Below are 21,368 nucleotides of genomic sequence, written 5' to 3' on the forward strand. Positions count from 1 at the left end.
CGCGAGGATGGACTTGTCCCTGCCCGACCTCGCCCCGCCCCGCGTCATCCGCGAGCTGCCCGACGAGCTGATCAGCCAGATCGCCGCCGGTGAGGTCGTCGAGCGACCGGCCTCGGTCGTGCGCGAGCTGGTGGACAACGCGCTGGACGCCGGCGCGCGCAACATCCTCGTCAAGCTGATGGCTGGCGGCGTGCGCAGCATCGTCGTCGAGGATGACGGCTGCGGCATCCCCGTCGCGCAGCTGCCGCTGGCGCTCAAGCGCCACGCCACCAGCAAGATCGCGTCACTGGCCGAGCTGGAGTCGGTCGGCACGATGGGCTTCCGCGGCGAGGCCCTGGCGGCCATCGCGTCGGTGTCCGAGATGTCCGTCGCCAGCCGCACGGCCGACGCGGCGCATGCGCATCGCCTCGACGCGCGCAGCGGCGAGCTGTCGGCTGCGGCCCGTTCGCGCGGCACCAGCGTGGAGGTGCGCGAGCTGTTCTTCTCGACACCCGCGCGCCGCAAGTTCCTGAAGACCGACGCCACGGAACTGGCCCATTGCGTGGAGGCCGTGCGCCGCCATGCGCTGGCGCGGCCGGACGTGGGCTTTGCGATCTGGCACGAAGGCAAGCTCGTCGACCAGTGGCGCGCCTGCTCATCAGAGCAGCGCATCGCCGACGTGCTGGGTGAGGACTTCGTCGCCGACAGCCGCGCCTTCGACCACAGCGCCGGCCCGTTGGCGCTGACGGGCCGCGCCGGCCTGCCCGAGGCCGCGCGCTCGCGCGCGGACCAGCAGTACGTCTGGGTCAACGGCCGCTACGTGCGCGACAAGCTCATCAGCCACGCCATCCGCTCGGCCTATGAGGACGTGCTGCATGGTCAGCGCCAGCCGAGCTATGTGCTGTTCATCGAGATCGCGCCCGAGCTGGTGGACGTGAACGTGCACCCGACCAAGATCGAGGTGCGCTTCCGCGATGGCCGTGCCATCCATCAATCGGTGCGCCGCGCCTTCATCGACGCGCTGGCCACCTCGCGCAGCGCTGAGGCAGAGGGTGTCGAGTCCGCCATGGCGCCGCTGGCCTTCGAGCCGACGATGCCGGCCACGCTGTACGTCGCCGAGCCGCGCTCGAGCTACCCGGCCCCGGCGCCCTACACGCCGCCGGTGCCACCGACCGCCGAGCAGGTGCGGCTGTCGCTCGTGCAGCACGAAGCTCTGTGGCAGCCGGCCAAGCCGGTGGTCGCCACGTCGCTGCCCCAGGAGACGCAGCCCGCGGACCTCGACCTCGACCTGCCGCCGCCGGCCCGCGACGACTGGCCGCTGGGCCGGGCCATCGCGCAGATCCAGGGCGTCTACATCCTGGCCGAGAACCGGCACGGCCTTGTCATCGTCGACATGCATGCGGCCCACGAGCGCGTCGTCTACGAGCGGCTGAAGGCCCGGCTGGGCTCGACAACCATCGAGAGCCAGCCGCTGCTGATCCCGATCAGCTTCGCCGCGACGGCCGAGGAAGTGGCCGCCGCCGAGCAGCATGCCGACACGCTGTCCAAGCTGGGCCTGGACGTGTCGCCGCTGTCCACGCGCACGCTGGCCGTGCGTTCGCGGCCGGCGCTGCTGGCCGCCAGCGACCTCGTCGCGCTGACCCGCGAACTGCTGGCCGAGATGGCCCAGTTCGACGCCAGCTCGGTGCTGGAACGCGCGCAACACGAGATCCTGGCCACGATGGCCTGCCACGGTGCCGTGCGCGCCAACCGGCAGCTGACGCTGGACGAGATGAATGCGCTGCTGCGCGACATGGAAGCCACCGAACGAGCCGACCAGTGCAACCACGGCCGCCCCACCTGGCGCCAGCTCGACATGCGCGACCTGGATGCCCTTTTCCTACGCGGACGCTGACATGGCCACGCTGACCCTCAAGAACAAGAAGCCCGCGGCCAAGACCCGCAACGCCGACGGCGAGAAACGCGCCCCGGTGCGCGGCAAAGGCGTCTCCAAGCCCCGGCCGACGCTTGCCAAGGCGCAGGCCGAACGCGCCGAGCGCGAGGAGCGCTACCAGCAGGCACAGCAGAAGCGCAACGAGCGGCCGGCGCCCTCACGTGAAGACCGCCGCGACGAGCGCCCTGCCCGCCCGAAGCCAACGGGCTTCAAACCCGAGCGCTCACCGCAGGGCGGCGAAGGCTTCCGTCGCGATGACGGCCCGGCCCGCCCGGGCCTGCGTCCCGGCGGCTTCCATCCTGACGGACCGCCCCGCGCGCAGCGGGGCGAGCCGGTTCGGCGCAACGAGCACCGGGATGAGCGGCCCAGTGACCGCCCGCGTGACGACAGACCGCCGCGCGTCGACCAGCGCCGCGCGTCCAACCGCGGACCTGGCTTCGAACCGCCACTGCGTCCTCAGCAGCGCTTGAACCCCGCGCGCCACGTCGACAGCGAGGACGGTGACCGCCTGTCCAAACGCATGAGCGAACTCAAGCTCGCGTCACGCCGCGAGGCCGACGAATGGATCGCCGCCGGCTGGGTGCGCGTCGACGGCAAGGTGGCGGTGCTGGGCCAGCGCGTCGTCGGCGACGTGCAGATCGACATCGACCCGGCTGCCCGCCAGGCGCAGTCGCAGCTCGTCACGGTGCTGCTGCACAAGCCCATCGGCTATGTCTCCGGCCAGGCCGAGGACGGCTACGAACCCGCCGTCGTGCTGTTCCTGCCCGAGAACCGCTGGAAGGACGACCCGTCTGGCATCAAACCGCACCCCAACCATCACCGCCACCTCGCACCCGCCGGCCGGCTGGACATCGACTCCACCGGCCTGCTCGTGTTGACGCAGGACGGCCGCATCGCCAAGGCGCTGATCGGCGACGACTCCGACATCGAGAAGGAGTACCTCGTGCGCGTCGAGTACGTCGGCGTGCCCGGTGCCGAGCCGGTGCCCGAGGGCACGCTGCCGAACGCCGCGCTGACGCCCGACAAGCTGGCGCTACTGAACCACGGCCTGGCGCTGGACGGCGAGCTGCTCAAGCCCGCCAAGGTCAGCTGGCAGAACGAGCAGCAGCTGCGCTTCGTGCTGCGCGAGGGCAAGAAGCGGCAGATCCGCCGCATGTGCGAGCTCGTGGGCCTGAAAGTCGTGGGCCTGAAACGCGTGCGCATCGGTCGCATTCCGCTGGGCCACCTGCCGGCCGGCCAGTGGCGCTACCTCGCACCGTGGGAGCGGTTCTGACTCCCATTTGTGTCGCCGGCCCGACCGGCTGCGGCAAGACGGCGGCGGCCCTCGCGATCGCGGAGGTGCTGCCGGTGGAGGTCATCAGCGTCGATTCGGCGCTGGTCTACCGCGGCATGGACATCGGCACGGCCAAGCCCACGCCGGCCGAGCAGGCCGCCGTGCCGCACCACCTGATCGACATCCTCGACCCGACGGACAGTTACTCGGCCGCCGAGTTCGTGCGTGACGCGAAGCGCCTCGCCGCGGAGATCGCCGCGCGCGGCAAGCTGCCGCTGCTGGTGGGTGGCACGATGCTGTACTTCAAGGCGCTGTTCGACGGGCTGTCCGCGCTGCCGCAGGCCGATGCCGCGTTGCGCGCCGAAATCGACGCCGACGCCGCCAGGCGTGGCTGGCCAGCGCTGCATGCGGAGCTGGCGCGACTGGATCCCGAGACGGCCGCACGGCTGGCACCCCACGACAGCCAGCGCATCCAGCGCGCGCTGGAGGTGATCCGCCTGAGCGGCCAGCCGATGAGTGCGCTGCATGCGGCGTCGCGGAGTGACGGCGTCGACTGGCCGCTGTTCTCGCTGGAGCCTGGCGACCGCGCCTGGCTGCACGAGCGGCTGGCGCAGCGCTTTGACGTGATGCTGCAGCAAGGCCTGGTTGACGAGGTGAAGGCGCTGCGCGCCCGCGGCGACCTGAGCCTGGCGCTGCCGTCCATGCGCTGCGTGGGCTACCGGCAGGTGTGGGAGGCGCTGGACGCGGGCCGCTTCGACGACCTGCGCGAGCGGGGCATCGCGGCGACGCGCCAGCTCGCCAAGCGGCAGGTCACGTGGCTGCGCAGCATGCCGCGGCGCCGCGTCGTGGCCTGCGACGGCGCGCAGCCGATTGCCGAACTGCTGGCCGGCTTGCAAAAGGTGTTGAACGGATGACGGTGGTTCTCTCTGCCCGCGGGCTCGCGAAACGTTATGCCGACACGCCGGTGTTCTCCGGCATCGACCTGGAGCTAGCGCCCGGCGAGATCGTCGCGCTGCTGGGCGAGTCGGGCAGCGGCAAGTCGACCTTGTTGAACTGCCTGGCCGGGCTGGATGAAGCCGATGCCGGCTCGATCACACTGGCCGGCGCGGACCTGCGTGCGATGGACGACGAGGCGCGGTCGGCACTGAGGCGCAAGGAGCTCGGCTTCATCTTCCAGGCCTTCCACCTGCTGCCGCATCTGAGCGTGGCGGACAACGTGGCCTTGCCGTTGCGGCTGCTGGGCCAGCGGGACAACGGACGCGTCGTGCAGATGCTGGAGGCGGTGAACCTTGCGGCGCTGGCGGGGCGGATGCCGCGGCAGCTGTCGGGCGGCCAGCTGCAGCGCGTGGCGATCGCGCGGGCGCTGGTGCACCGGCCACGGCTGGTGCTGGCGGATGAGCCGACCGGCAACCTCGATGCGCGGCATGCGGCAGAGGTGTTGGAGCTGCTGCGGCGGTGCACGCATGAGGCGGGGGCGGCTTGTCTGCTGGTGACGCACTCGGAGGTAGCCGCGCAGGCGGCGGATCGGCGGCTGCGGTTGGATGCGCAGGGGTTGCATGGCGAGTAAGGCGTGGCGCCACGGCCCATGCCGGGAGTTCATCCCGGCGGGCCACCTACTTTTTGGGCGACCAAAGGGTAGGCAAATAGTCGCCCCTGCAAAACCGCCCACGCGCAGCCCGGGCGCCCTGCGATGCTCGAAGCCCAGGGCCGCGCCCCACTCGCTGCGCTACGCTCCGCTCAAACAAGGGGGCGCAAAGTCAGTCGTTGAAGCGAACTGCGCTCGCGCCCCGGGCTCCTGCACTTCTCGACGGTTTGGAAAGGGTGTGAAGGCACGGCCGACCCTCGATCCGGTGCGAGCGCAGCGTTGCGCCGTGTGGCTGTTGGCTGTTTCGGAACTCCGCCTTGAAGGCCGCCGAGCTGCACGTGACAGCGAGGCGCGCGCGCAGCGCGCTTCAACTGCTGACTTTGCGCAACTGCCTGACCGCAGCGTGGCGGAGGGAGTTTTGCGCGGGCCTCGCTGTCCGGGCAGCGGCGCAGGGAAACCGCAGGGCGGCTTTGTCGGGGCGGGTTCGTTGCCTACTTTCTTGGGCGTCCAAGAAGGTGGGTCGCCCGCGGTGGCGAGTCCCCGCATGGGCCTTGCCAGCAAGCCGCAGCAACGAAAGCGCAGCGCGCCCGCCCCATGAGCCTCTGGCGCCACCTCACCTGGCCCACCTGGCGCGACCACCCCAGCCGCGTCCTGCTGGCCATTCTCGCCGTCACACTCGGCGTCGCCCTCGCCTTCGGCGTCCATCTCCTCAACGGCGCCGCCCTGACCGAATTCGCCAGGGCCGCCCGCAGCGTCAACGGCCAGCCCGACCTCGTGCTGCGTGCCCGCTCCGGGCCGCTGACCGACGCTGACTTCGCCGACATCCTGACCCGCCCCGAAGTCGCCGCCGCCAACCCCATCGTCGAAGCCCAGGCCCTCTGGCCGGGCCACACCGGCCGCGATGGCCGCGCGCAGACGATCCGGCTCATCGGCCTGGACCCGCTGGCCCTGCTCGCCTCCGCACAGGCCGGCAAGCCGCTCGCCCCCGAGCTGACGCCGCAACTCGACGGCAACGACCCCGTCGCCCTTCTCGGCGCGCAGACGGTGCACCTCAACGCCGCGGCCCGCTCGCTGCTGCCCGCCGACGCGAAGACGCTGACGCTGCGCATCGCGCCGCCTGGCGCCGAGCCGCGCGACATCGAGCTCACCATCGGCGGGCGCATCGCCGCCGGCACCGCGCCCCTGGGCGTGCTGGACATCGCCGACGCACAGCAGATGTTCGGCCGCCTCGGCGCGCTCGACCGCATCGACCTGCAGCTCACCTCTGGCATCGACGCCAACGACTGGGCCGCCCGGCTGCCGGAGCGCTGGCGGGCCGCGCCGCCGGAGGACGAAGGCGCACGGCTGTCGGACCTGACACGCGCCTACCGAGTCAACCTCGGGCTGCTGGCGCTGATGGCGCTTTTCACGGGCAGCTTCCTCGTCTACGCCGTGCTGTCGCTGGCCACCGCGCAGCGGCTGCCGCAATGGGCGCTGGTGGGCGTGCTCGGCGTGTCGGCGCGCATGCGCTGGCGGCTCATCCTCGTCGAGGGGTTGTTGCTGGGCGCCATCGGCACCGCGCTGGGCCTGGCGCTGGGCGTGGGCCTGGCCGCCGGCGCGTTGACGCTACTGGGCAGCGACCTCGGCCTGCATGGTGCCAGTGGCTCGTCGGCCGAGCTGCTGTTCAACCAGCCGCTGCTCGTGCCGGCGCTCGTCTACGGGCTGCTGGGCCTCGCGGCCGCGGTGGTGGCGGCGCTTGCGCCGGCGTTGACGGTGCGGCGCATCGCGCCGGCCCTGGTGCTGAAGGGCCTGGGGCTTCCAGCCGGGCGCGCTTTGCCAGCCTGGGCGGGCCTGGCGCTGATGGCGCTGGGTGCGGTGCTCGCCGCGCTGCCGCCGGTCTGGGGCGACACACCGGTCGCGGCCTATGCGTCGATGTTCTGTCTGCTGATCGGCGGGCTGGCCCTGGTGCCGGCGCTGGTGCGCGGCATGACCGCGGCGCTGAGCCGCCTGCCTGGGCCGTCGCTCGAAGGCCCGCTGCTGCTGTTGGCCCGCGAACGCAGCCGAGACCAGGCGACCGAGGCACGCCGCTCTCTGGCCGGCGTGCTGGTGGCACTGGCGCTGGCGGTCGCAATGACCGTGATGATCGGCAGCTTCCGCGAGTCGCTGACCCGCTGGCTGGACCAGGCACTGCCGGCCGACCTGTACGTTCGCTCCGCGCTGCGCGGCGCCGACGGCCTGCCCGCGCCGCTGGCGCCGGCCCTCATTGACCAGCTGCGACGCCAGACGGCGTTTGCCCGCGCCTCGCCGCAGCGCACCACGCGGCTGCGGCTTGCGCCCGGCGCCGATCCGGTCGCGCTGACGGCCCGCGAGCTGGACACCGGCACGCTGCCGCTGATGGAGCGATGGACCGGCGCGACGGCGGCAGACGCCGTGGGCGTGTGGGTCAATGAGGCCGCGCGGGACCGCGACGGCCTCGCGCCGGGCCGCGTCTTCGATGCCGCGCTGGCAGACGGCGGTCGCGTCGTGCGGCTGCAGGTACGCGGCGTCTGGCGCGACTACTCGCGCCAAAGCACCGCGTTGTGGATGGCCTTGCCCGACTACCGCCGGCTGAGCGGCGACTCGACGTCCACCGAGCTGGGCCTGTGGCTGGCGCCCGGCCAGGCGCTGGACGCCGCGCGCGACGCCGTGCGCCGGCTCGGCGGCAGCGACGTCGAGACCGCCGCGGCGGGCGAGCTGCGCGCGATGTCGCTGCAGATCTTCGACCGCAGCTTCACGATCACGCTCTGGCTGCAGGCCGTCGCCCTGGCTGTGGGGCTGTTCGGCGTCATCGCCAGCCAGTCGGCTCAGGCGCTGTCCCGGCGCCGCGAGTTCGGGCTGCTGCGCCACCTGGGCCTGTCGCGCCGGGCGCTGATGAAGCTGCTGCTGCTGGAGGCCAGCCTGACCGGCGGTGCCGGCGCGCTCGCCGGCCTGGCGCTGGGCCTGGCCCTGAGCGTCGTGCTGGTCTACGTCGTGAACCCGCAGAGCTTTCACTGGACGATGGAGCTGAGCCTGCCAGTAGCCCGGCTGTCGGCGCTGGTGGGCCTTGCGTTTGCCGCGGCCGTAGGCGCGTCGCTGCTGGCCGGCCGCCGGGCGCTGGGCACCGATGCCGTCCGCGCCGTCAGAGAGGACGCCTGATGAAGCGCCGCACCCTGCTCCTCGCCGCACTGCCGCTACCCGTTCGCGCGGCGCTGAACTTCCCGCACGATTTCGGCGCGCATCCGGCGCAGGCCATCGAGTGGTGGTACCTGACCGGGCTGCTCGCCGACCGCGATGGTGCCGCGCCGCGCTACGGCTTCCAGCTCACCTTCTTCCGCCTGCCCGGCCCGGCCGCGGCCGACCACCCCAGCGGCCTCGCGGCCAAGGGCATGCTGTTGGGCCATGTGGCGCTGTCGGACCTCACCGCCGGCCGGCACCGTCATGCGCAGCGCCTGCTTCGCACCGTGCCCGGCGCCGTGCAAGCCCGCGTGGGCGACTGCGAGCTGCGGCTGCGCGACTGGACGCTCAAGCGCGACGGCGACGGCTACCGCGCCGCCTTCACCGGGCCGGGCTTCAGCGCCGAGCTGGAACTGGCCACGCCTGACGCGCCGCTGCTGCAGGGCGACGCCGGCATCTCGCGCAAGGGGCCGGAGCCTGAGCAGTTCAGCCGCTACTACTCGCGGCCGCAGCTCGTCACGCAGGCCGCGCTGACAGTGGACGGCCGCCGCCACAGCCTAGCCGGTCGTGCGTGGCTGGACCACGAGTGGAGCGACAACTACCTCGGCAACGCGACCGGCTGGGACTGGCTGGGCATCAACCTGCATGACGGCCGCGCGCTGACGCTGTTCCAGCTGCGCCGCGCCGACGGCTCGCGCGACTGGGCCGGCGGCAGCTTGCGCACGCCGGGCCAGACCGACCGCAACTTCGCGCCGCAGGAGGTGGAGATGACGCCGCTGCGCCACTGGACCAGCCCGGCCACCGGCGGGCGCTGGCCGGTGGAATGGCGGCTGAAGAGCCCGGCGGGCGACCTGCGGCTCGTCGCCGCATTCGACGCCCAGGAGATCGACGCCCGCTACGACGGCCGCCCCGGCAGCGGCGTGCTTTACTGGGAAGGCGCCGCCCGGCTGCTTGACGCCCAGGGTCGACAACTCGGCTGGGGCTATCTGGAGCTGACCGGCTACGCCGGCAAACCACCACTGGTCTAATCCGCGCCGCCGGCGGCCCGAGAACGCGCCGGCACGTCACGCCTAACCAACTGTCGACATGAGTTCCACCTCCGACCGCCCGGCCTCCAAGCAGGCCCGCTCCTTGAGCGGCCTCGTCCCCTTCCTGCGCCCCTACCGCGGTCGCATCGCCGTCGCGCTGATCACGCTGCTGCTGGCGGCGCTGGCCACGCTGGCCTTCCCGCTGGCGCTGCGCGGGCTCATCGACGCCGGCTTCGGCGCCAGCAACCCGGGTGAGCGACTGATGGCACTGCGCGAGCACTTCCTCGCGATGTTCGGCGTCGGCGCGGCGCTGGGCGTCTTCTCGGCGTCGCGTTTCTACATGGTCACGTGGCTGGGCGAACGCGTGACGGCCGACCTGCGCAACGCCGTCTACGGCCACGTGCTGCGCCAGAGCCCCGAGTTCTTCGAGACGACACAGACCGGCGAGGTGCTGAGCCGCATCACGACCGACACGACGGTCGTGCAGACGGTCGTCGGCTCCAGCCTGTCCATGGGCCTGCGCAACACGGTCATGGGCATCGGCGCGCTGGTGATGCTGGTCGTCACCAACCCCTATGTGATGGGCCAGGTGCTGGGCATCCTGGTGCTCATCGTCGCGCCGGCGTTGTACTTCGGCCGCCGCGTGCGCAAGCTATCGCGCGCCAGCCAGGACCGCGTGGCCGACACCTCGGCCATCGCCGCAGAGGTGCTGAACGCCGTCACCGTCGTGCAGAGCTACACGCAGGAACGCGCCGAGAGCGAGCGCTTCTCCGCCGCCAGCGAAGCCGCCTTTGACACCGCCCGCAAGCGCACCAAGGTGCGCAGCTTCCTCGTCGCCTTCATCATCACGGCCGTCTTCGGCGCGATGCTGTGGGGCCTGTACCAGGGCACGCAGGCCGTCATCGCCGGCAACATCAGCGCCGGCCACCTGGGCCAGACGGTCGTCTACGTGACGCTGCTCGTCAGCTCGGTGGCTGTGCTGGCCGAGGTGTGGGGCGATGTGCTGCGCGCGGCCGGCGCCACCGAACGGCTGGTGGAACTGATGGAAGCCCGCTCGCCGGTGGCGGACCCGCCCTCGCCCGTTGCGCTGCCGGCAACGACCGGCGGCAGTCGCGTGGAGTTCGACCGCATCGCCTTCCACTACCCATCCCGCCCGCAGACCGCGGCGCTGGACGGCCTGAGCCTGACGGTGGCGCCTGGCGAGACGGTCGCCCTCGTGGGCCCCAGCGGCGCCGGCAAGACGACGGTGTTCCAGCTGCTACTGCGCTTCTACGACGCCCAGAGTGGCGAGATCCGCCTCAACGGCGTGCCGACCCAGCAGCTGAGCCTGGCCGACCTGCGCGCCAGCGTGGGCCTGGTGCCGCAGGACAGCGTCATCTTCTCGACGACGGCGATGGAGAACATCCGCTACGGCCGGCCGAATGCGACGGACGACGAGGTCATCGCCGCGGCCAAGGCCGCATTCGCCGACGACTTCATCCGTGCGCTGCCCGAGGGCTATGCCAGCTTCCTGGGTGAGCGCGGCGTGCGCTTGTCCGGCGGCCAGCGCCAGCGGATCAGCATCGCACGCGCGATGCTGAAGAACCCGCCGCTGCTGCTGCTGGACGAAGCGACGAGCGCGCTGGACGCCGAAAGCGAACGCGTCGTGCAGGCGGCGCTGGAAGCAGCGATGCAGCACCGCACGACGCTCGTCATCGCGCACCGGCTGGCCACCATCCAGAAGGCCGACCGCATCGTCGTGCTGGAGGCCGGCCGCATCGTGGACATCGGCCGGCACGACGAGCTGGTGGCACGCGGCGGGCTGTATGCGAAGTTGGCGGCGATGCAGTTCGGCCTGCAGGACGGCGCGCAGGACTGAACCGGGTCCAGGCCCGCCCAGGCTGCTAGCCCTTCCGTGCGCGCCGCCTGGCACCCAGCGCCGCAGCCACCAGCGCCCCCGCCACCAGCGCCATCGATCCCGGCTCGGGCACCTCGGCGCCGCTGAGGGCGAAGGCACGGTTGCCGCCGCGCTCGAAGCCGGCGACGACGTTGCCCAAACCGTCGCTCATGCGCTGCTGGCTGTCCCCCGGCGCCTCGGCATCGGTCCACGAGAAGAAGGGCAAAAACGCTCCCGCCTTCGACACCACCGAAAACCAGTAGCGATCATCGGCCGCCACCTCGAAGGGCGTCGGCAGATCGACCGAGAAGTCGTAGAGGTCGATCGTGGTGCCGCCCCAAGGCACGCTGCCGCTGGAACTGCTCGTCACGAGCGCCGTGCTGATGTCCTGGCTGTAGAGCTTGTTCTGCGGCCCCGCCGCATCGCCCGACCAGAACTCCACCGTCCAGGAATCGGTGTTCGGCGCCGCGCCCTTTAAGCCGCCCGCTTCTACTGTCAGATAGGTTCCATGCCAGGCAACGTGGTCGACCCGGGCGTTGCTGCCGACGCTGAAGTCGTCGAAGGTCTGGTAGCCACCCTCGCCAGCGGCGAAGTGCGATGTCCAGGAGCTCCCGGGGCTCGGGGCTGCACTTTGCTGGTACAGCAAGCCGGCATGGGCGTGGGTTGCGAAGACGGCCAGAGCGGCGGCGGCGCCGCGCAGAGAAGAGATCAAGTTCATCATTCACCCTTCGGTTAGGCGAGATGCCGATACACGGCAGCCGCCCGACTTCGGAGGTCATGACCTCAACCGTTGTGCCGCCGCCACCTGGTGGGCGTCATGCCGTTTGCAAAACGCCCCCTTGTCAAAGACGACGCAGGAATGGCGGCGCGCCAGGGTCGTCCCCCTTGATTGCGGGGCGAAGGCACATGCGGCGTCACGCTCAAGGAGCACTCGATGAAACCCATGATCGTTACCTGCACGCCGCTTTGCGTGGTCGGCATGCAGATCGAAACCAAACCCATGTCACCACAGATTCCTGAGCTTTGGTCGCGCTTCGTGCAGCGCGAGCACGAGATCAGCGGCGTTCTGGACCCTCGCGTCACCTATGGCGTCATGCAGATAGAAGTCGGCGGCTCGGGCGCGCTGCGCTACCTGGCGGGTCTATCTGTTACAGATCAAACTGCGTTTGTTCCGGCCGGCATGAGCGCTGTCACCATTCCGGCGGGGCAATACGCCGTCTTTGAGTTCCCCTTGTCGGATATCGGCTCGTCGTTCGATTTCATATTCAACAACTGGCTGCCTTCGTCCAGGTACACCCAGGCAGGATCTCCGCTGTTCGAGAGGTATGGCGCGGACTTCGATCCAACAGTTCCCTCGTCGCGGATGGAAGCCTACATCCCTGTGGCCTCCAGCCTGAACGATGCCCAACTTGCCGGCCAAGCGGGGCACCAACGGCAGGCCGCTTCGCACCGTACTTTGGGGTAAGCCTGCGAACCCCGACATCGCGAGGCCGGCGGCATTCGTCGGGTCACGCTGTTGACCCCAACCTGCAGCGACAGCAACCGGCCAGGTCGCTTCAGTCCGCACTCTTCGCCAGCCGCGCCACCAGCTTCATCAGCGTCGGCACGCGCTTGCGCCCGTGCATCGCCCGTACGCGCGCCTTGGCCGCGCCGATGTCCAGGCCCGCGCAGGTCACGATCAGCGGCTTGGCCTCGTCTTCCCGCATCACCTCGAACTGAGCTGACAGGCCGGGCCGGCCGGTCTTGGCGACGCCGATGACCGGCGTGGCGCCGCCCAGCGCGCGGAACAGGTGCTGGCCCAGGCCCGGCGTCTCGTCGGCATCCAGATGGACGAAGCCGTCGATGAGGATCAGTTCGGGCTGCAGCCGGTGCTCGCGCAGCAGCTGCATCACGCAGGTCAGCTCGCGCAGGTCGAGTTCCCCGCGGCTGGGCTTCTCGACCTGAGCGATGGGCGACAGGTAGGTGTTCGTCGCTTCCGGCGAATCCCAGGCGTCGAATGCGATGGCAGCGACCTGCGCTTGCGAGCCGGCGAGGTGAACGGCGATGGCGAGTTTCATGAAAGCTCGGGAGTTAGCGTCTGTCCCGCAGTTTCGGTGACCGCGGGGCGCCTAAGGGGCGCCGCCGATGCAGCGCTCGGGCTGGCTCGCCGGTGCTGTGGACTTCCCGACGCCGGCGGCACGCCTCCAGCCGAGGGCGCCTCCACTTCGGCGAGGTGGCCGCCCGGCTGACCAGCGTGCCAGTGGAGTCGTACCACGTGGACTACCGCGCCGGCCGCGCCACCTGCTACATGCCCGGCGGCGATACGTTGGACCTGCGCTTCGAGCGGCCCGAGATGGGCATTGCCGATGCCTTCGACGCCGACGCGGTGCGCGGCCATCCACGGCGCACAGCAAGGAAAGGTGATGTACCCGGAGTTCAAGGGGCTGACGCAGCGGGCCGGCTGCGTGGGCTACACGGTCTGGATCGCGGGCGGCACTTCAGCTACCTCGGCCGGCGCGCGCAAACCCAGGTGGAACGCTTTCCCGACTGACCCCTGCCAGGCCGTTCGGGCGCCATCCGCGCAACTTGTCACGAACCAGACTGAATGACCTTTCATTTCTGAATGGTCATTCAGATTTTCCTTGCCTTCCTGTTGTTCAAAATTAGAATGAACGCTCATTCACTTCAACTTGGCCGTTGAAGCCAGCGCAACCCGCATGCGGGAAGCGCCCGGCGCCCGGCCGCACGACCGGAGGCTTCCCATGCCCAAGTTCCCTTCCAGCTCCTCGCTCGGCCTGCCGGCATTCACGTTGTTGACGTTGGCCGTTGCCGTGCTGGCCGCCGTCTCCCTCACCGCCTGCGGCCAGGCCGGCGCGCAGGGCGGCCCACCGGCCCAGGGCCCCGCGCCGGTGGGCGTCATCACGCTGCAGCCGCAGCGCGTGGAGCTCAACGCCGAGCTTGCCGGCCGCACCGTGGCCACGCAGACCGCCGAAGTGCGCCCGCAGGTCACAGGCCTCATCAAGACCCGCGCCTTCACCGAAGGCAGCGACGTCAAGGCCGGCCAGCTGCTCTACCAGATCGACCCCGCCAGCTACCAGGCGGCGCTGGACAGCGCCAAGGCCGCGCTGGCCAAGGCCGAGGCCAGCGCGACGACGGCCCGCCTGAAGGCCGGCCGCTATGACGAGCTGGCCGGCATCGACGCCGTCAGCAAGCAGCTGCGCGACGACGCCCGCGCCGCGCTGCAACAAGCGCAGGCCGACGTGGAAGCCGCCAAGGCTGCCGTGCGGACCGCGCAGATCGACCTCGACCGCACCCGCGTCAGCGCACCCGTCGCCGGCCGCATCGGCCGCTCGGCAGTCACGCCCGGCGCGCTGGTCACGGCCAACCAGGCGACCGCGCTGGCCACCGTGCAACAGCTCGACCCGATCTACGTGGACGTCACGCAGACCAGCGCCGAACTGCTGCGCCTGCAACGCCAGCTGGCAGACGGCACGCTGCAGCGCGACGGTGCCGGCCCGGCCCACGTGAAGCTGCTGCTGGAAGACGGCAGCACCTACCCGCTGGAAGGCAAGCTGCAGTTCTCTGAGCTGCAGGTGGACCCGGCCAGCGGCAGTGTCACGCTGCGCGCGCAGTTCCCCAACCCCAAGCGGCAGCTGCTGCCCGGCATGTACGTGCGTGCGCAGGTGCAGACGGGCTCCCAGGCGCAGGCACTGCTTGCGCCGCAGGCGGCGGTCACGCGCGACGCGCGCGGCAACGCGGTGGCCATGGTGCTGAAGGACGGCAAGGTGGAGGCCCGCATGCTGCAGACGGCCGGCGTCGCCCAAGGCGCCTGGCTGGTGACGGGCGGCCTGGCCGCGGGCGACCAGCTCATCGTCGACGGCCTGCAGCGCCTGCGCCCCGGCATGCCGGCCCAGGGCGTGCCCGCGGGTGCGGCGTCCGCCCCGGCGGCGGCCCGCTGATCGCGAAGGAGCACCACCATGTCCCGCTTCTTCATCGACCGGCCCATCTTCGCGTGGGTGCTGGCCATCGTCATCATGCTGGCCGGCGTGCTGTCCATCCGCGCGCTGCCGGTGTCGCAGTACCCCAGCATCGCGCCGCCGCAGGTCAGCATCAACGCGCGCTACCCCGGGGCTTCGGCCAAGACGCTGGAGGACACGGTCACCCAGGTCATCGAGCAAAAGCTCAAGGGCCTGGACGGCATGACCTACATGTCCTCCACGTCGGACTCCCAGGGCAACGCCACCATCACCGTCACCTTCAATGCCGGCACCAACCCCGACATCGCCCAGGTGCAGGTGCAGAACAAGCTGCAGGCCGCCACACCGCTGCTGCCGCAGGAGGTGCAGCGCCAGGGCGTGACGGTGACCAAGTCCACGATCAACTTCCTGCTGGTGCTGGGCTTCGTGTCCGAGGACGGCAAGCTGTCGCAGGTCGACCTGTCGGACTACGTGTCGTCCAACGTGCTGGACCCGCTGAGCCGCGTGGATGGCGTCGGCGAGGTGCAGCTGTTCGGCGCGCAGTACGCGATGCGCATCTGGCTGAACCCCACGCAGCTCGCGCAGTACGGCCTGACGCCGGATGACGTGTCTGCCGCCATCCAGGCGCAGAACGCGCAGGTCTCCGCCGGCCAGCTGGGAGCAGCACCGGCCCCTGCCGGCCAGCAGCTCAATGCGACGATCACCGCGCAGACGCGGCTGCAGACGCCTGAGCAGTTCCGCGGCATCGTGTTGAAGAGCCAGTCCAACGGCGCCCTCGTGCACCTGAGCGATGTGGCACGCGTGGAGCTGGGCGCGGAGAGCTACGCCACTGTCTCCCGCTACAACGGCAAGCCGGCCGCCGGCGTGGCCGTCAAGCTGGCCGCCGGTGCCAACGCGCTGGCCACGGCCAAGGCCGTGGAAGCCGAGGTGCAGCGGCTGGAGGCCCTGATGCCGGCCGGCATGAAGGCCGTGACGCCCTACGACAGCACGCCTTTCGTGCGCGTGTCCATCGAGGAAGTGGTCAAGACGCTGGCCGAAGCCGTCGTGCTGGTCTTCCTCGTCATGTACCTGTTCCTGCAGAACTTCCGCGCCACGCTGATCCCGACGATCGCCGTGCCAGTCGTGCTGCTGGGTACCTTCGGCGTCATGGCCGCAGCGGGCTTTTCCATCAACACGCTGACGATGTTCGGCCTGGTGCTGGCCATCGGCCTGCTGGTGGACGACGCGATTGTCGTCGTCGAAAACGTCGAGCGCGTGATGACCGAGGAGGGGCTGTCGCCCAAGGAGGCCACGCGCAAGTCCATGGGCCAGATCAGCGGCGCGCTGGTGGGCATCGCGATGGTGCTGTCGGCGGTGTTCGTGCCGATGGCCTTCTTCGGTGGCTCCACAGGCGTCATCTACCGCCAGTTCTCCATCACCATCGTGTCGGCCATGGTGCTGTCGGTGCTGGTCGCCATGGTGCTGACGCCGGCACTGTGCGCCACGCTGCTCAAGCCCGGCCACGGCCCGGCCACGCGCGGCTTCTTCGGCGCCTTCAACCGCCGCTTCGATGCGGCGACCGCCGGCTACGAAGGGCTGGTGGCCCGCATGCTGCGCCGCTGGGGCCGCCAGCTGGTGGTCTACGGCCTCATCGTGGCGGGCATGGCGGTGCTGTTCCTGCGCCTGCCGACGGCCTTCCTGCCGGACGAGGACCAGGGCATCCTGTTCTCGCAGATCCAGCTGCCATCCGGCGCCACGCAGGGCCGCACGCTGGACGTCGTCAAGCGCGTCGAAGACCACTTCTTGCAGAACGAGAAGCAGAACGTCGACTCCGTCTTCGCCGTCACCGGCTTCAGCTTTGCCGGCCAGGGCGAGAACATGGCCATCGCCTTCGTGAAGATGAAGGACTGGTCCGAGCGCAAGGGCCGCGACCAGTCGGTGCAGGCCGTAGCCGGCCGCGCGATGGGTCGCTTCATGCAGTTCCGCGATGCGATGGCCTTCGCCTTCGCGCCGCCGGCGGTGCTGGAGCTGGGCAATGCCAACGGCTTCGACCTCTACCTGCAGGACCAGGCCGGCGTGGGCCGCGAGACGCTGATGGCCGCGCGCAACCAGTTCCTCGGCATGGCCTCGCAGGATCACAGCCTTGTCGCGGTGCGTCCCAACGGCTTGGAGGACGCGCCGCAACTACGCCTGGACATCGACACCGCCAAGGCCGGCGCGCTGGGCCTGTCGGTCACCGACATCAACAGCCTGCTGTCCACCGCGTGGGGCGGCGCCTATGTCAATGACTTCATCGACCGCGGCCGCGTGAAGAAGGTCTACATGCAGGCCGACGCACCCTACCGCATGCAGCCGGAAGACCTGGAGAACTGGCGCGTGCGCAATTCGTCAGGCCAGATGGTGCCGTTCTCGGCCTTCGGTTCGGCGCACTGGGAGCTGGGCTCGCCCCGCCTGGAGCGCTACAACGGCCTGCCCGCCGTGGAGCTGCTGGGCCAGCCGGCCCCGGGCCTGAGCTCCGGTGCGGCCATGCAGACGGTGCAAAGCATCGCCGCCCAGCTCCCGCCCGGCGTGGGCGTGAGCTGGACCGGCCTGTCCTACCAGGAGCGCCTCACCGGCGGTCAGGCGCCCATGCTGTACGCGCTGTCTCTGCTGGTCGTCTTCCTGTGCCTGGCGGCGCTGTACGAGAGCTGGTCGGTGCCGTTCGCCGTGATGCTGGTGGTGCCCCTGGGCGTCATCGGCGCGCTGCTGGCCGCCATGGGCCGCGGTCTGGCCAACGACGTGTACTTCCAGGTCGGTTTGCTGACGACCGTCGGCCTGTCCGCCAAGAACGCCATCCTCATCGTGGAGTTCGCCAAGGCGCAGATGGAGGCTGGCAAGGATGCCATCGCCGCCACGCTGGAGGCAGTGCGGCTGCGGCTGCGGCCCATCCTGATGACGTCGCTGGCCTTCGGCCTGGGCGTACTGCCGTTGGCGCTGGCCAGCGGCGCCGGCTCCGGCAGCCAGAACGCCATCGGCACCGGCGTGCTGGGCGGCGTCGTCTCGGCCACCGTGCTGGGCCTGCTGTTCGTGCCCGTGTTCTTCGTCGTCGTGCGGCGCTTCTTCCCCGGCCGCACGGCCACCCCTGTTGCCAACCCGTCGCCGGCGCATGCGCCCGCGGCTTCCCCGGAGGGCCTCTGACATGCGCCCCACGCTGAACTTTTTCCTGCCGACGCTGCTGGCCGCAAGCCTGGCGCTGTCCGGCTGCGTCTCGCTGGCTCCGGCCCACGAGCGTCCCGCCGCCCCGGTGGCCGCCGACTGGCACGCGCCGGCCACCGGCAGTGCCGAAGTCCGGCCCGCCGCCGACCTCGGCTGGCGCGAGTTCGTCACCGACGAGCGGCTGCGCAGCGTTATCGAGCTGGCGCTGGCCCAGAACCGCGACCTGCGCGTGGCGCTGCTGAACGTGCAGCGCGCCCAGGCCCAGTACGGCGTGCAGCAGGCGGACCAATGGCCCGGCGTCTCTGCCAGCGGCGGCCAGACGGCCCAGCGCCTGCCCGGCAGCCTGAGCGGCACCGGCCAGCGGGCCATCAGCCGGCAGTACACGGCGACGCTGGGCGTCAGCGCCTTCGAGCTGGACCTCTTCGGCCGCGTCAAGAACCTGACCGAGGCCGCGCTGCAGCAGTACCTGGCCACCGAGGATGGCCGGCGCAGCACGCAGATCAGCCTGGTCGCCCAGGTGGCCGGCAGCTGGCTCACGCTGGCTGCCGACCAGGAGCGGCTGCAGCTGACCGAACAGACCGTCAAGGCCCGCGAGGACGGTCTGCGCCTGACGCAGCGTCTGCAGGCCGGCGGCATCTCGTCGACGCTGGACCTGCGTCAGGCGGAGATTGCCGTCGAGCAGGCCCGGGCCGACCTGGCCAGCCTGACGCAGCAGGTGGCCACCGACCGCAATGCGCTGGAGCTGCTGGTCGGCGCGCCGCTGCAGGCCGGCCACTGGCCGGTGACCGGCAGCGCCGACGCCGCCACGCTGACCGCCGCCCTGCCCGCCGGGCTGCCGTCGGAGGTGTTGCTGCAGCGACCCGACGTGCAGCAGGCCGAGCGCACGCTGCAAGGCGCCGAGGCGCAGATCGGCGCGGCGCGCGCCGCGTTCTTCCCGCGCATCAGCCTGACCGCCGGCGCGGGCAGCGCCAGCCCCGCGCTGGACGGCCTGTTCCGCAACGGTTCGGGCACCTGGAGCTTCATGCCGCAGATCAGCCTGCCGATCTTCGACGCCGGCCGCAACCGCGCCCAGCTGAAGACGGCGCAGGTGGACCGCGACATCGCCGTAGCGCAGTACGAGAAGGCCATCCAGTCGGCCTTCCGCGAGGTGGCCGACGCACTGGCCGAGCGCACGACGCTGGGTCAGCAACAGCAGGCACAGCAGCGCCTCGTCGCGCAGACGACCGACGCGCTGAAGCTGTCCGAGGCGCGTTTTCGCGCGGGCGTGGACGACCGGCTCGCGACGCTGGACGCGCAGCGCTCGCTGTACGCCGCACAGCAGGCGCTGGTGCAGGTGCAGCTGGCGCAGCAGCTCAACCGCGTGACGCTCTACAAGGCGCTGGGCGGCGGCGCGTTGGCTGACACGGGGGCTGACACGGCGCCGCGACAATCAGCGGGCTGATCGCCGACGCCACCATGACTACCGCCTCCACTGAACGCACCCAGGTCCGCCGCCAGCAGGTGCTGGACGCCGCCTCCGACGCCTTCCGACGCCGCGGCTTCCATGCCGCCAGCATGGCCGAGATCGCCAAGCTGGCCGGCATGAGCCCGGGCCACATCTACAACCTGTTCGAGAACAAGGACGAGATCATCGCGGCCATCGTGGAGCGCGATTGCGAGGAGACCGTGCAACGCATCGGCGAGCTGCAGCGGGAGACCGACGTGCTGCAGGCCATGCTGGCGCAGACGGAAGCTGCCATCGACGAGCACAGCCAGGTGGCCAACGCGGCGCTGGAGCTTGAGGTGCTCGCCGAAGCCGGTCGCAATCCCAAGCTGGCGGCGGTGGTGCATGCCGCGGAGACACTGGTCAAGGCCAAAGCGCTGGACCTGATCCGCCAGGGCCTGGGCCCGGCCGCCGACGGGCTGTCGGCCGGCGAGGTCGAAGGCCGCGCACTGCTGCTGGCCGCCCTCTTCAACGGCCTGACGGTGATGAGCGTGCGACTGCCGGACATGAGCGCGAGCGGCGCCCACATGGCGCCCGCCATGCGCCGCGTGTTGCAGGTGTTGCTGACGCCCTGACGGCGGGCAGCCCGCCGGACAACGGACAATGCGTGCCATGAGCACGCCTCCCCGTCAGTACGAAGATTTCATGCGCCATGTGTTCGAGCATGGCGTGCAGAAGAGCGACCGCACCGGCACCGGCACGCGCAGCGTGTTCGGCCACCAGATGCGCTTCGACCTCAGCCAGGGCTTCCCGCTGGTGACGACGAAAAAAGTCCACCTGAAGTCCATCATCCTGGAGCTGCTGTGGTTCCTGCGCGGCGACGGCAACGTCAAGTGGCTGCAGGAGCGCGGCGTGACGATCTGGGACGAATGGGCCCGCGAGGACGGTGACCTGGGCCCGGTCTACGGCGTACAGTGGCGCAGCTGGCCCACGCCCGACGGCGGCCACATCGACCAGATCGCCGAGGTGGTCAAGACCCTCAAGACCAACCCCGACAGCCGCCGCATCATCGTCAGCGCGTGGAACGTGGCCGCCCTGCCGCAGATGGCGCTGATGCCCTGCCACGCGTTCTTCCAGTTCTACGTGGCCGACGGCAAGCTCAGCTGCCAGCTTTACCAGCGCAGCGCCGACATCTTCCTCGGCGTGCCTTTCAACATCGCGTCATACGCGTTGCTGACGATGATGCTGGCCCAGCAATGCGACCTGCAGCTGGGCGACTTCATCTGGACCGGCGGCGACTGCCACATCTACGACAACCATGTGGAGCAGGTGCAGACGCAGCTGGCCCGCGAGCCCCGCCCCTACCCCACCATGACGATCAAGCGTCGCCCGGCGACGATCTTCGACTACGAGTTCGAGGACTTCGAGCTGAGCGGCTACGACCCGCACCCCGCCATCAAGGCCCCCGTCGCCGTATGAGCACCATCACCCTGGTTGCTGCCGTGGCCCGTGACGGCGCCATCGGTCGCGACAACGCGCTGCTGTGGCATCTGCCGGAGGACCTGGCCCGCTTCAAGGCGCTGACGCTGGGCAAGCCGGTCGTCATGGGCCGCAAGACCTGGGACTCCTTGCCGGCGAAGTTCCGCCCACTGCCCGGGCGTCGCAACCTCGTCGTCAGCCGCAGCACCCCCGAGCTGCCCGGCGCAGAGGTCTTCACGAGCCTGGACGCGGCGCTGGGCGCCTGCACGGAGCCCGAGGTCTGCATCATCGGCGGCGCCGAGATCTATGCCCTTGCGCTGCCCCGCGCCAGCCGGCTGGCCTTGACGGAGGTGGACGCCACCTTCCCCGACGCCGACCGGCACTTCCCCGCCTGGCCACGCGACCAGTTCACCGAAGCCCGCCGCGAGACGCACACCAGCGCCGCCGGCCTGCGCTTCGATTTCGTCGACTACGTTTCATCCAAGGAGTAA

17 protein-coding genes are annotated in these 21,368 nt (G+C 70.6%); 15 read left to right on the forward strand and 2 right to left on the reverse strand.

The window, feature by feature from the left end; all coding sequences use genetic code 11:
• Window positions 1-7: 7 nt before the first annotated feature.
• The 7 genes from mutL (at window position 8) to LXT13_RS12755 (ending at window position 10,827) form a co-directional block, all read left to right on the forward strand.
• Entirely contained in the window at window positions 8-1,873 is a 1,866-nt protein-coding gene (gene mutL, locus LXT13_RS12725; RefSeq protein ID WP_233372296.1) for a DNA mismatch repair endonuclease MutL, read from the forward strand.
• Between the two features lies 1 nt (window position 1,874).
• The gene (locus LXT13_RS12730; RefSeq protein ID WP_233372297.1) at window positions 1,875-3,185 is read left to right on the forward strand and encodes a pseudouridine synthase; all 1,311 of its coding nucleotides are present in this window, start codon (window positions 1,875-1,877) and stop codon (window positions 3,183-3,185) included.
• Window positions 3,170-4,099: a tRNA (adenosine(37)-N6)-dimethylallyltransferase MiaA gene (gene miaA, locus LXT13_RS12735; protein ID WP_233372298.1), complete on the forward strand. Its 930-nt coding sequence runs from the start codon at window positions 3,170-3,172 to the stop codon at window positions 4,097-4,099. The genes LXT13_RS12730 and miaA overlap by 16 nt, the downstream gene beginning before the upstream one ends.
• The gene (locus LXT13_RS12740) at window positions 4,096-4,752 is read left to right on the forward strand and encodes an ABC transporter ATP-binding protein (RefSeq protein ID WP_233372299.1); all 657 of its coding nucleotides are present in this window, start codon (window positions 4,096-4,098) and stop codon (window positions 4,750-4,752) included. Before miaA ends, LXT13_RS12740 begins: the two co-directional genes overlap by 4 nt.
• Before the next feature lie 612 nt (window positions 4,753-5,364).
• Window positions 5,365-7,923 (forward strand): ABC transporter permease, encoded by a 2,559-nt coding sequence (locus tag LXT13_RS12745; protein ID WP_233372300.1) that lies wholly within the window; start codon window positions 5,365-5,367, stop codon window positions 7,921-7,923.
• Window positions 7,923-8,969: a lipocalin-like domain-containing protein gene (locus tag LXT13_RS12750; RefSeq protein WP_233372301.1), complete on the forward strand. Its 1,047-nt coding sequence runs from the start codon at window positions 7,923-7,925 to the stop codon at window positions 8,967-8,969. The genes LXT13_RS12745 and LXT13_RS12750 overlap by 1 nt, the downstream gene beginning before the upstream one ends.
• Window positions 8,970-9,027: 58 nt before the next feature.
• Window positions 9,028-10,827 carry an ABC transporter transmembrane domain-containing protein gene (locus LXT13_RS12755; protein ID WP_233372302.1) on the forward strand — a complete coding sequence of 600 codons (1,800 nt, stop codon included), beginning with the start codon at window positions 9,028-9,030 and terminating at the stop codon, window positions 10,825-10,827.
• Between the two features lie 25 nt (window positions 10,828-10,852).
• Here LXT13_RS12755 and LXT13_RS12760 read toward each other — a convergent pair whose 3' ends face one another.
• Window positions 10,853-11,563, reverse strand: coding sequence for a PEP-CTERM sorting domain-containing protein (locus LXT13_RS12760; protein WP_233372303.1), 711 nt, complete (start codon window positions 11,561-11,563; stop codon window positions 10,853-10,855).
• A gap of 216 nt (window positions 11,564-11,779) precedes the next feature.
• Here LXT13_RS12760 and LXT13_RS12765 point away from each other — a divergent pair, with 216 nt between their 5' ends.
• A complete protein-coding gene (locus tag LXT13_RS12765; RefSeq protein ID WP_233372304.1) occupies window positions 11,780-12,310 on the forward strand; it encodes a GyrI-like domain-containing protein in 531 nt (176 codons plus the stop codon).
• Between the two features lie 91 nt (window positions 12,311-12,401).
• On the opposite strand, the gene LXT13_RS12770 is transcribed toward LXT13_RS12765, so the two are convergent.
• On the reverse strand, window positions 12,402-12,902 hold the full coding sequence (locus LXT13_RS12770) for an endonuclease V (protein ID WP_233372305.1): 501 nt from the start codon (window positions 12,900-12,902) through the stop codon (window positions 12,402-12,404).
• 197 nt (window positions 12,903-13,099) lie between these two features.
• Here LXT13_RS12770 and LXT13_RS12775 point away from each other — a divergent pair, with 197 nt between their 5' ends.
• The 7 genes from LXT13_RS12775 to LXT13_RS12805 all read left to right on the forward strand — a co-directional run bounded on the left by LXT13_RS12775 (window position 13,100) and on the right by LXT13_RS12805 (window position 21,368).
• The gene (locus LXT13_RS12775; RefSeq protein WP_233372306.1) at window positions 13,100-13,375 is read left to right on the forward strand and encodes a hypothetical protein; all 276 of its coding nucleotides are present in this window, start codon (window positions 13,100-13,102) and stop codon (window positions 13,373-13,375) included.
• 211 nt (window positions 13,376-13,586) lie between these two features.
• Window positions 13,587-14,783 (forward strand): efflux RND transporter periplasmic adaptor subunit, encoded by a 1,197-nt coding sequence (locus LXT13_RS12780; protein ID WP_233372307.1) that lies wholly within the window; start codon window positions 13,587-13,589, stop codon window positions 14,781-14,783.
• Between the two features lie 18 nt (window positions 14,784-14,801).
• Window positions 14,802-17,957, forward strand: coding sequence for an efflux RND transporter permease subunit (locus LXT13_RS12785; RefSeq protein WP_233372308.1), 3,156 nt, complete (start codon window positions 14,802-14,804; stop codon window positions 17,955-17,957).
• A gap of 1 nt (window position 17,958) precedes the next feature.
• Window positions 17,959-19,416, forward strand: a complete 1,458-nt coding sequence (locus tag LXT13_RS12790) for an efflux transporter outer membrane subunit (protein WP_233372309.1) — start codon at window positions 17,959-17,961, stop codon at window positions 19,414-19,416.
• Between the two features lie 14 nt (window positions 19,417-19,430).
• Window positions 19,431-20,033, forward strand: coding sequence for a TetR/AcrR family transcriptional regulator (locus LXT13_RS12795; protein WP_233372310.1), 603 nt, complete (start codon window positions 19,431-19,433; stop codon window positions 20,031-20,033).
• A gap of 37 nt (window positions 20,034-20,070) precedes the next feature.
• On the forward strand, window positions 20,071-20,877 hold the full coding sequence (locus LXT13_RS12800; protein WP_233372311.1) for a thymidylate synthase: 807 nt from the start codon (window positions 20,071-20,073) through the stop codon (window positions 20,875-20,877).
• The gene (locus LXT13_RS12805) at window positions 20,874-21,368 is read left to right on the forward strand and encodes a dihydrofolate reductase (protein WP_233372312.1); all 495 of its coding nucleotides are present in this window, start codon (window positions 20,874-20,876) and stop codon (window positions 21,366-21,368) included. Before LXT13_RS12800 ends, LXT13_RS12805 begins: the two co-directional genes overlap by 4 nt.

The sequence above is a fragment of the Pelomonas cellulosilytica genome (genome assembly GCF_021353265.1).
In the GTDB taxonomy this organism is placed as follows: Bacteria; Pseudomonadota; Gammaproteobacteria; order Burkholderiales; family Burkholderiaceae_C; genus Pelomonas; species Pelomonas cellulosilytica.

Coding starts and splice junctions, on each gene's coding strand:
- mutL (WP_233372296.1), top strand. CDS start 8: ATGGACTTGTCCCTGCCCGACCTCGCCCCGCCCCGCGTCATCCGCGAG.
- LXT13_RS12730 (WP_233372297.1), top strand. CDS start 1,875: ATGGCCACGCTGACCCTCAAGAACAAGAAGCCCGCGGCCAAGACCCGC.
- LXT13_RS12740 (WP_233372299.1), top strand. CDS start 4,096: ATGACGGTGGTTCTCTCTGCCCGCGGGCTCGCGAAACGTTATGCCGAC.
- LXT13_RS12745 (WP_233372300.1), top strand. CDS start 5,365: ATGAGCCTCTGGCGCCACCTCACCTGGCCCACCTGGCGCGACCACCCC.
- LXT13_RS12750 (WP_233372301.1), top strand. CDS start 7,923: ATGAAGCGCCGCACCCTGCTCCTCGCCGCACTGCCGCTACCCGTTCGC.
- LXT13_RS12755 (WP_233372302.1), top strand. CDS start 9,028: ATGAGTTCCACCTCCGACCGCCCGGCCTCCAAGCAGGCCCGCTCCTTG.
- LXT13_RS12760 (WP_233372303.1), bottom strand. CDS start 11,563: ATGAACTTGATCTCTTCTCTGCGCGGCGCCGCCGCCGCTCTGGCCGTC.
- LXT13_RS12765 (WP_233372304.1), top strand. CDS start 11,780: ATGAAACCCATGATCGTTACCTGCACGCCGCTTTGCGTGGTCGGCATG.
- LXT13_RS12770 (WP_233372305.1), bottom strand. CDS start 12,902: ATGAAACTCGCCATCGCCGTTCACCTCGCCGGCTCGCAAGCGCAGGTC.
- LXT13_RS12780 (WP_233372307.1), top strand. CDS start 13,587: ATGCCCAAGTTCCCTTCCAGCTCCTCGCTCGGCCTGCCGGCATTCACG.
- LXT13_RS12785 (WP_233372308.1), top strand. CDS start 14,802: ATGTCCCGCTTCTTCATCGACCGGCCCATCTTCGCGTGGGTGCTGGCC.
- LXT13_RS12790 (WP_233372309.1), top strand. CDS start 17,959: ATGCGCCCCACGCTGAACTTTTTCCTGCCGACGCTGCTGGCCGCAAGC.
- LXT13_RS12795 (WP_233372310.1), top strand. CDS start 19,431: ATGACTACCGCCTCCACTGAACGCACCCAGGTCCGCCGCCAGCAGGTG.
- LXT13_RS12800 (WP_233372311.1), top strand. CDS start 20,071: ATGAGCACGCCTCCCCGTCAGTACGAAGATTTCATGCGCCATGTGTTC.
- LXT13_RS12805 (WP_233372312.1), top strand. CDS start 20,874: ATGAGCACCATCACCCTGGTTGCTGCCGTGGCCCGTGACGGCGCCATC.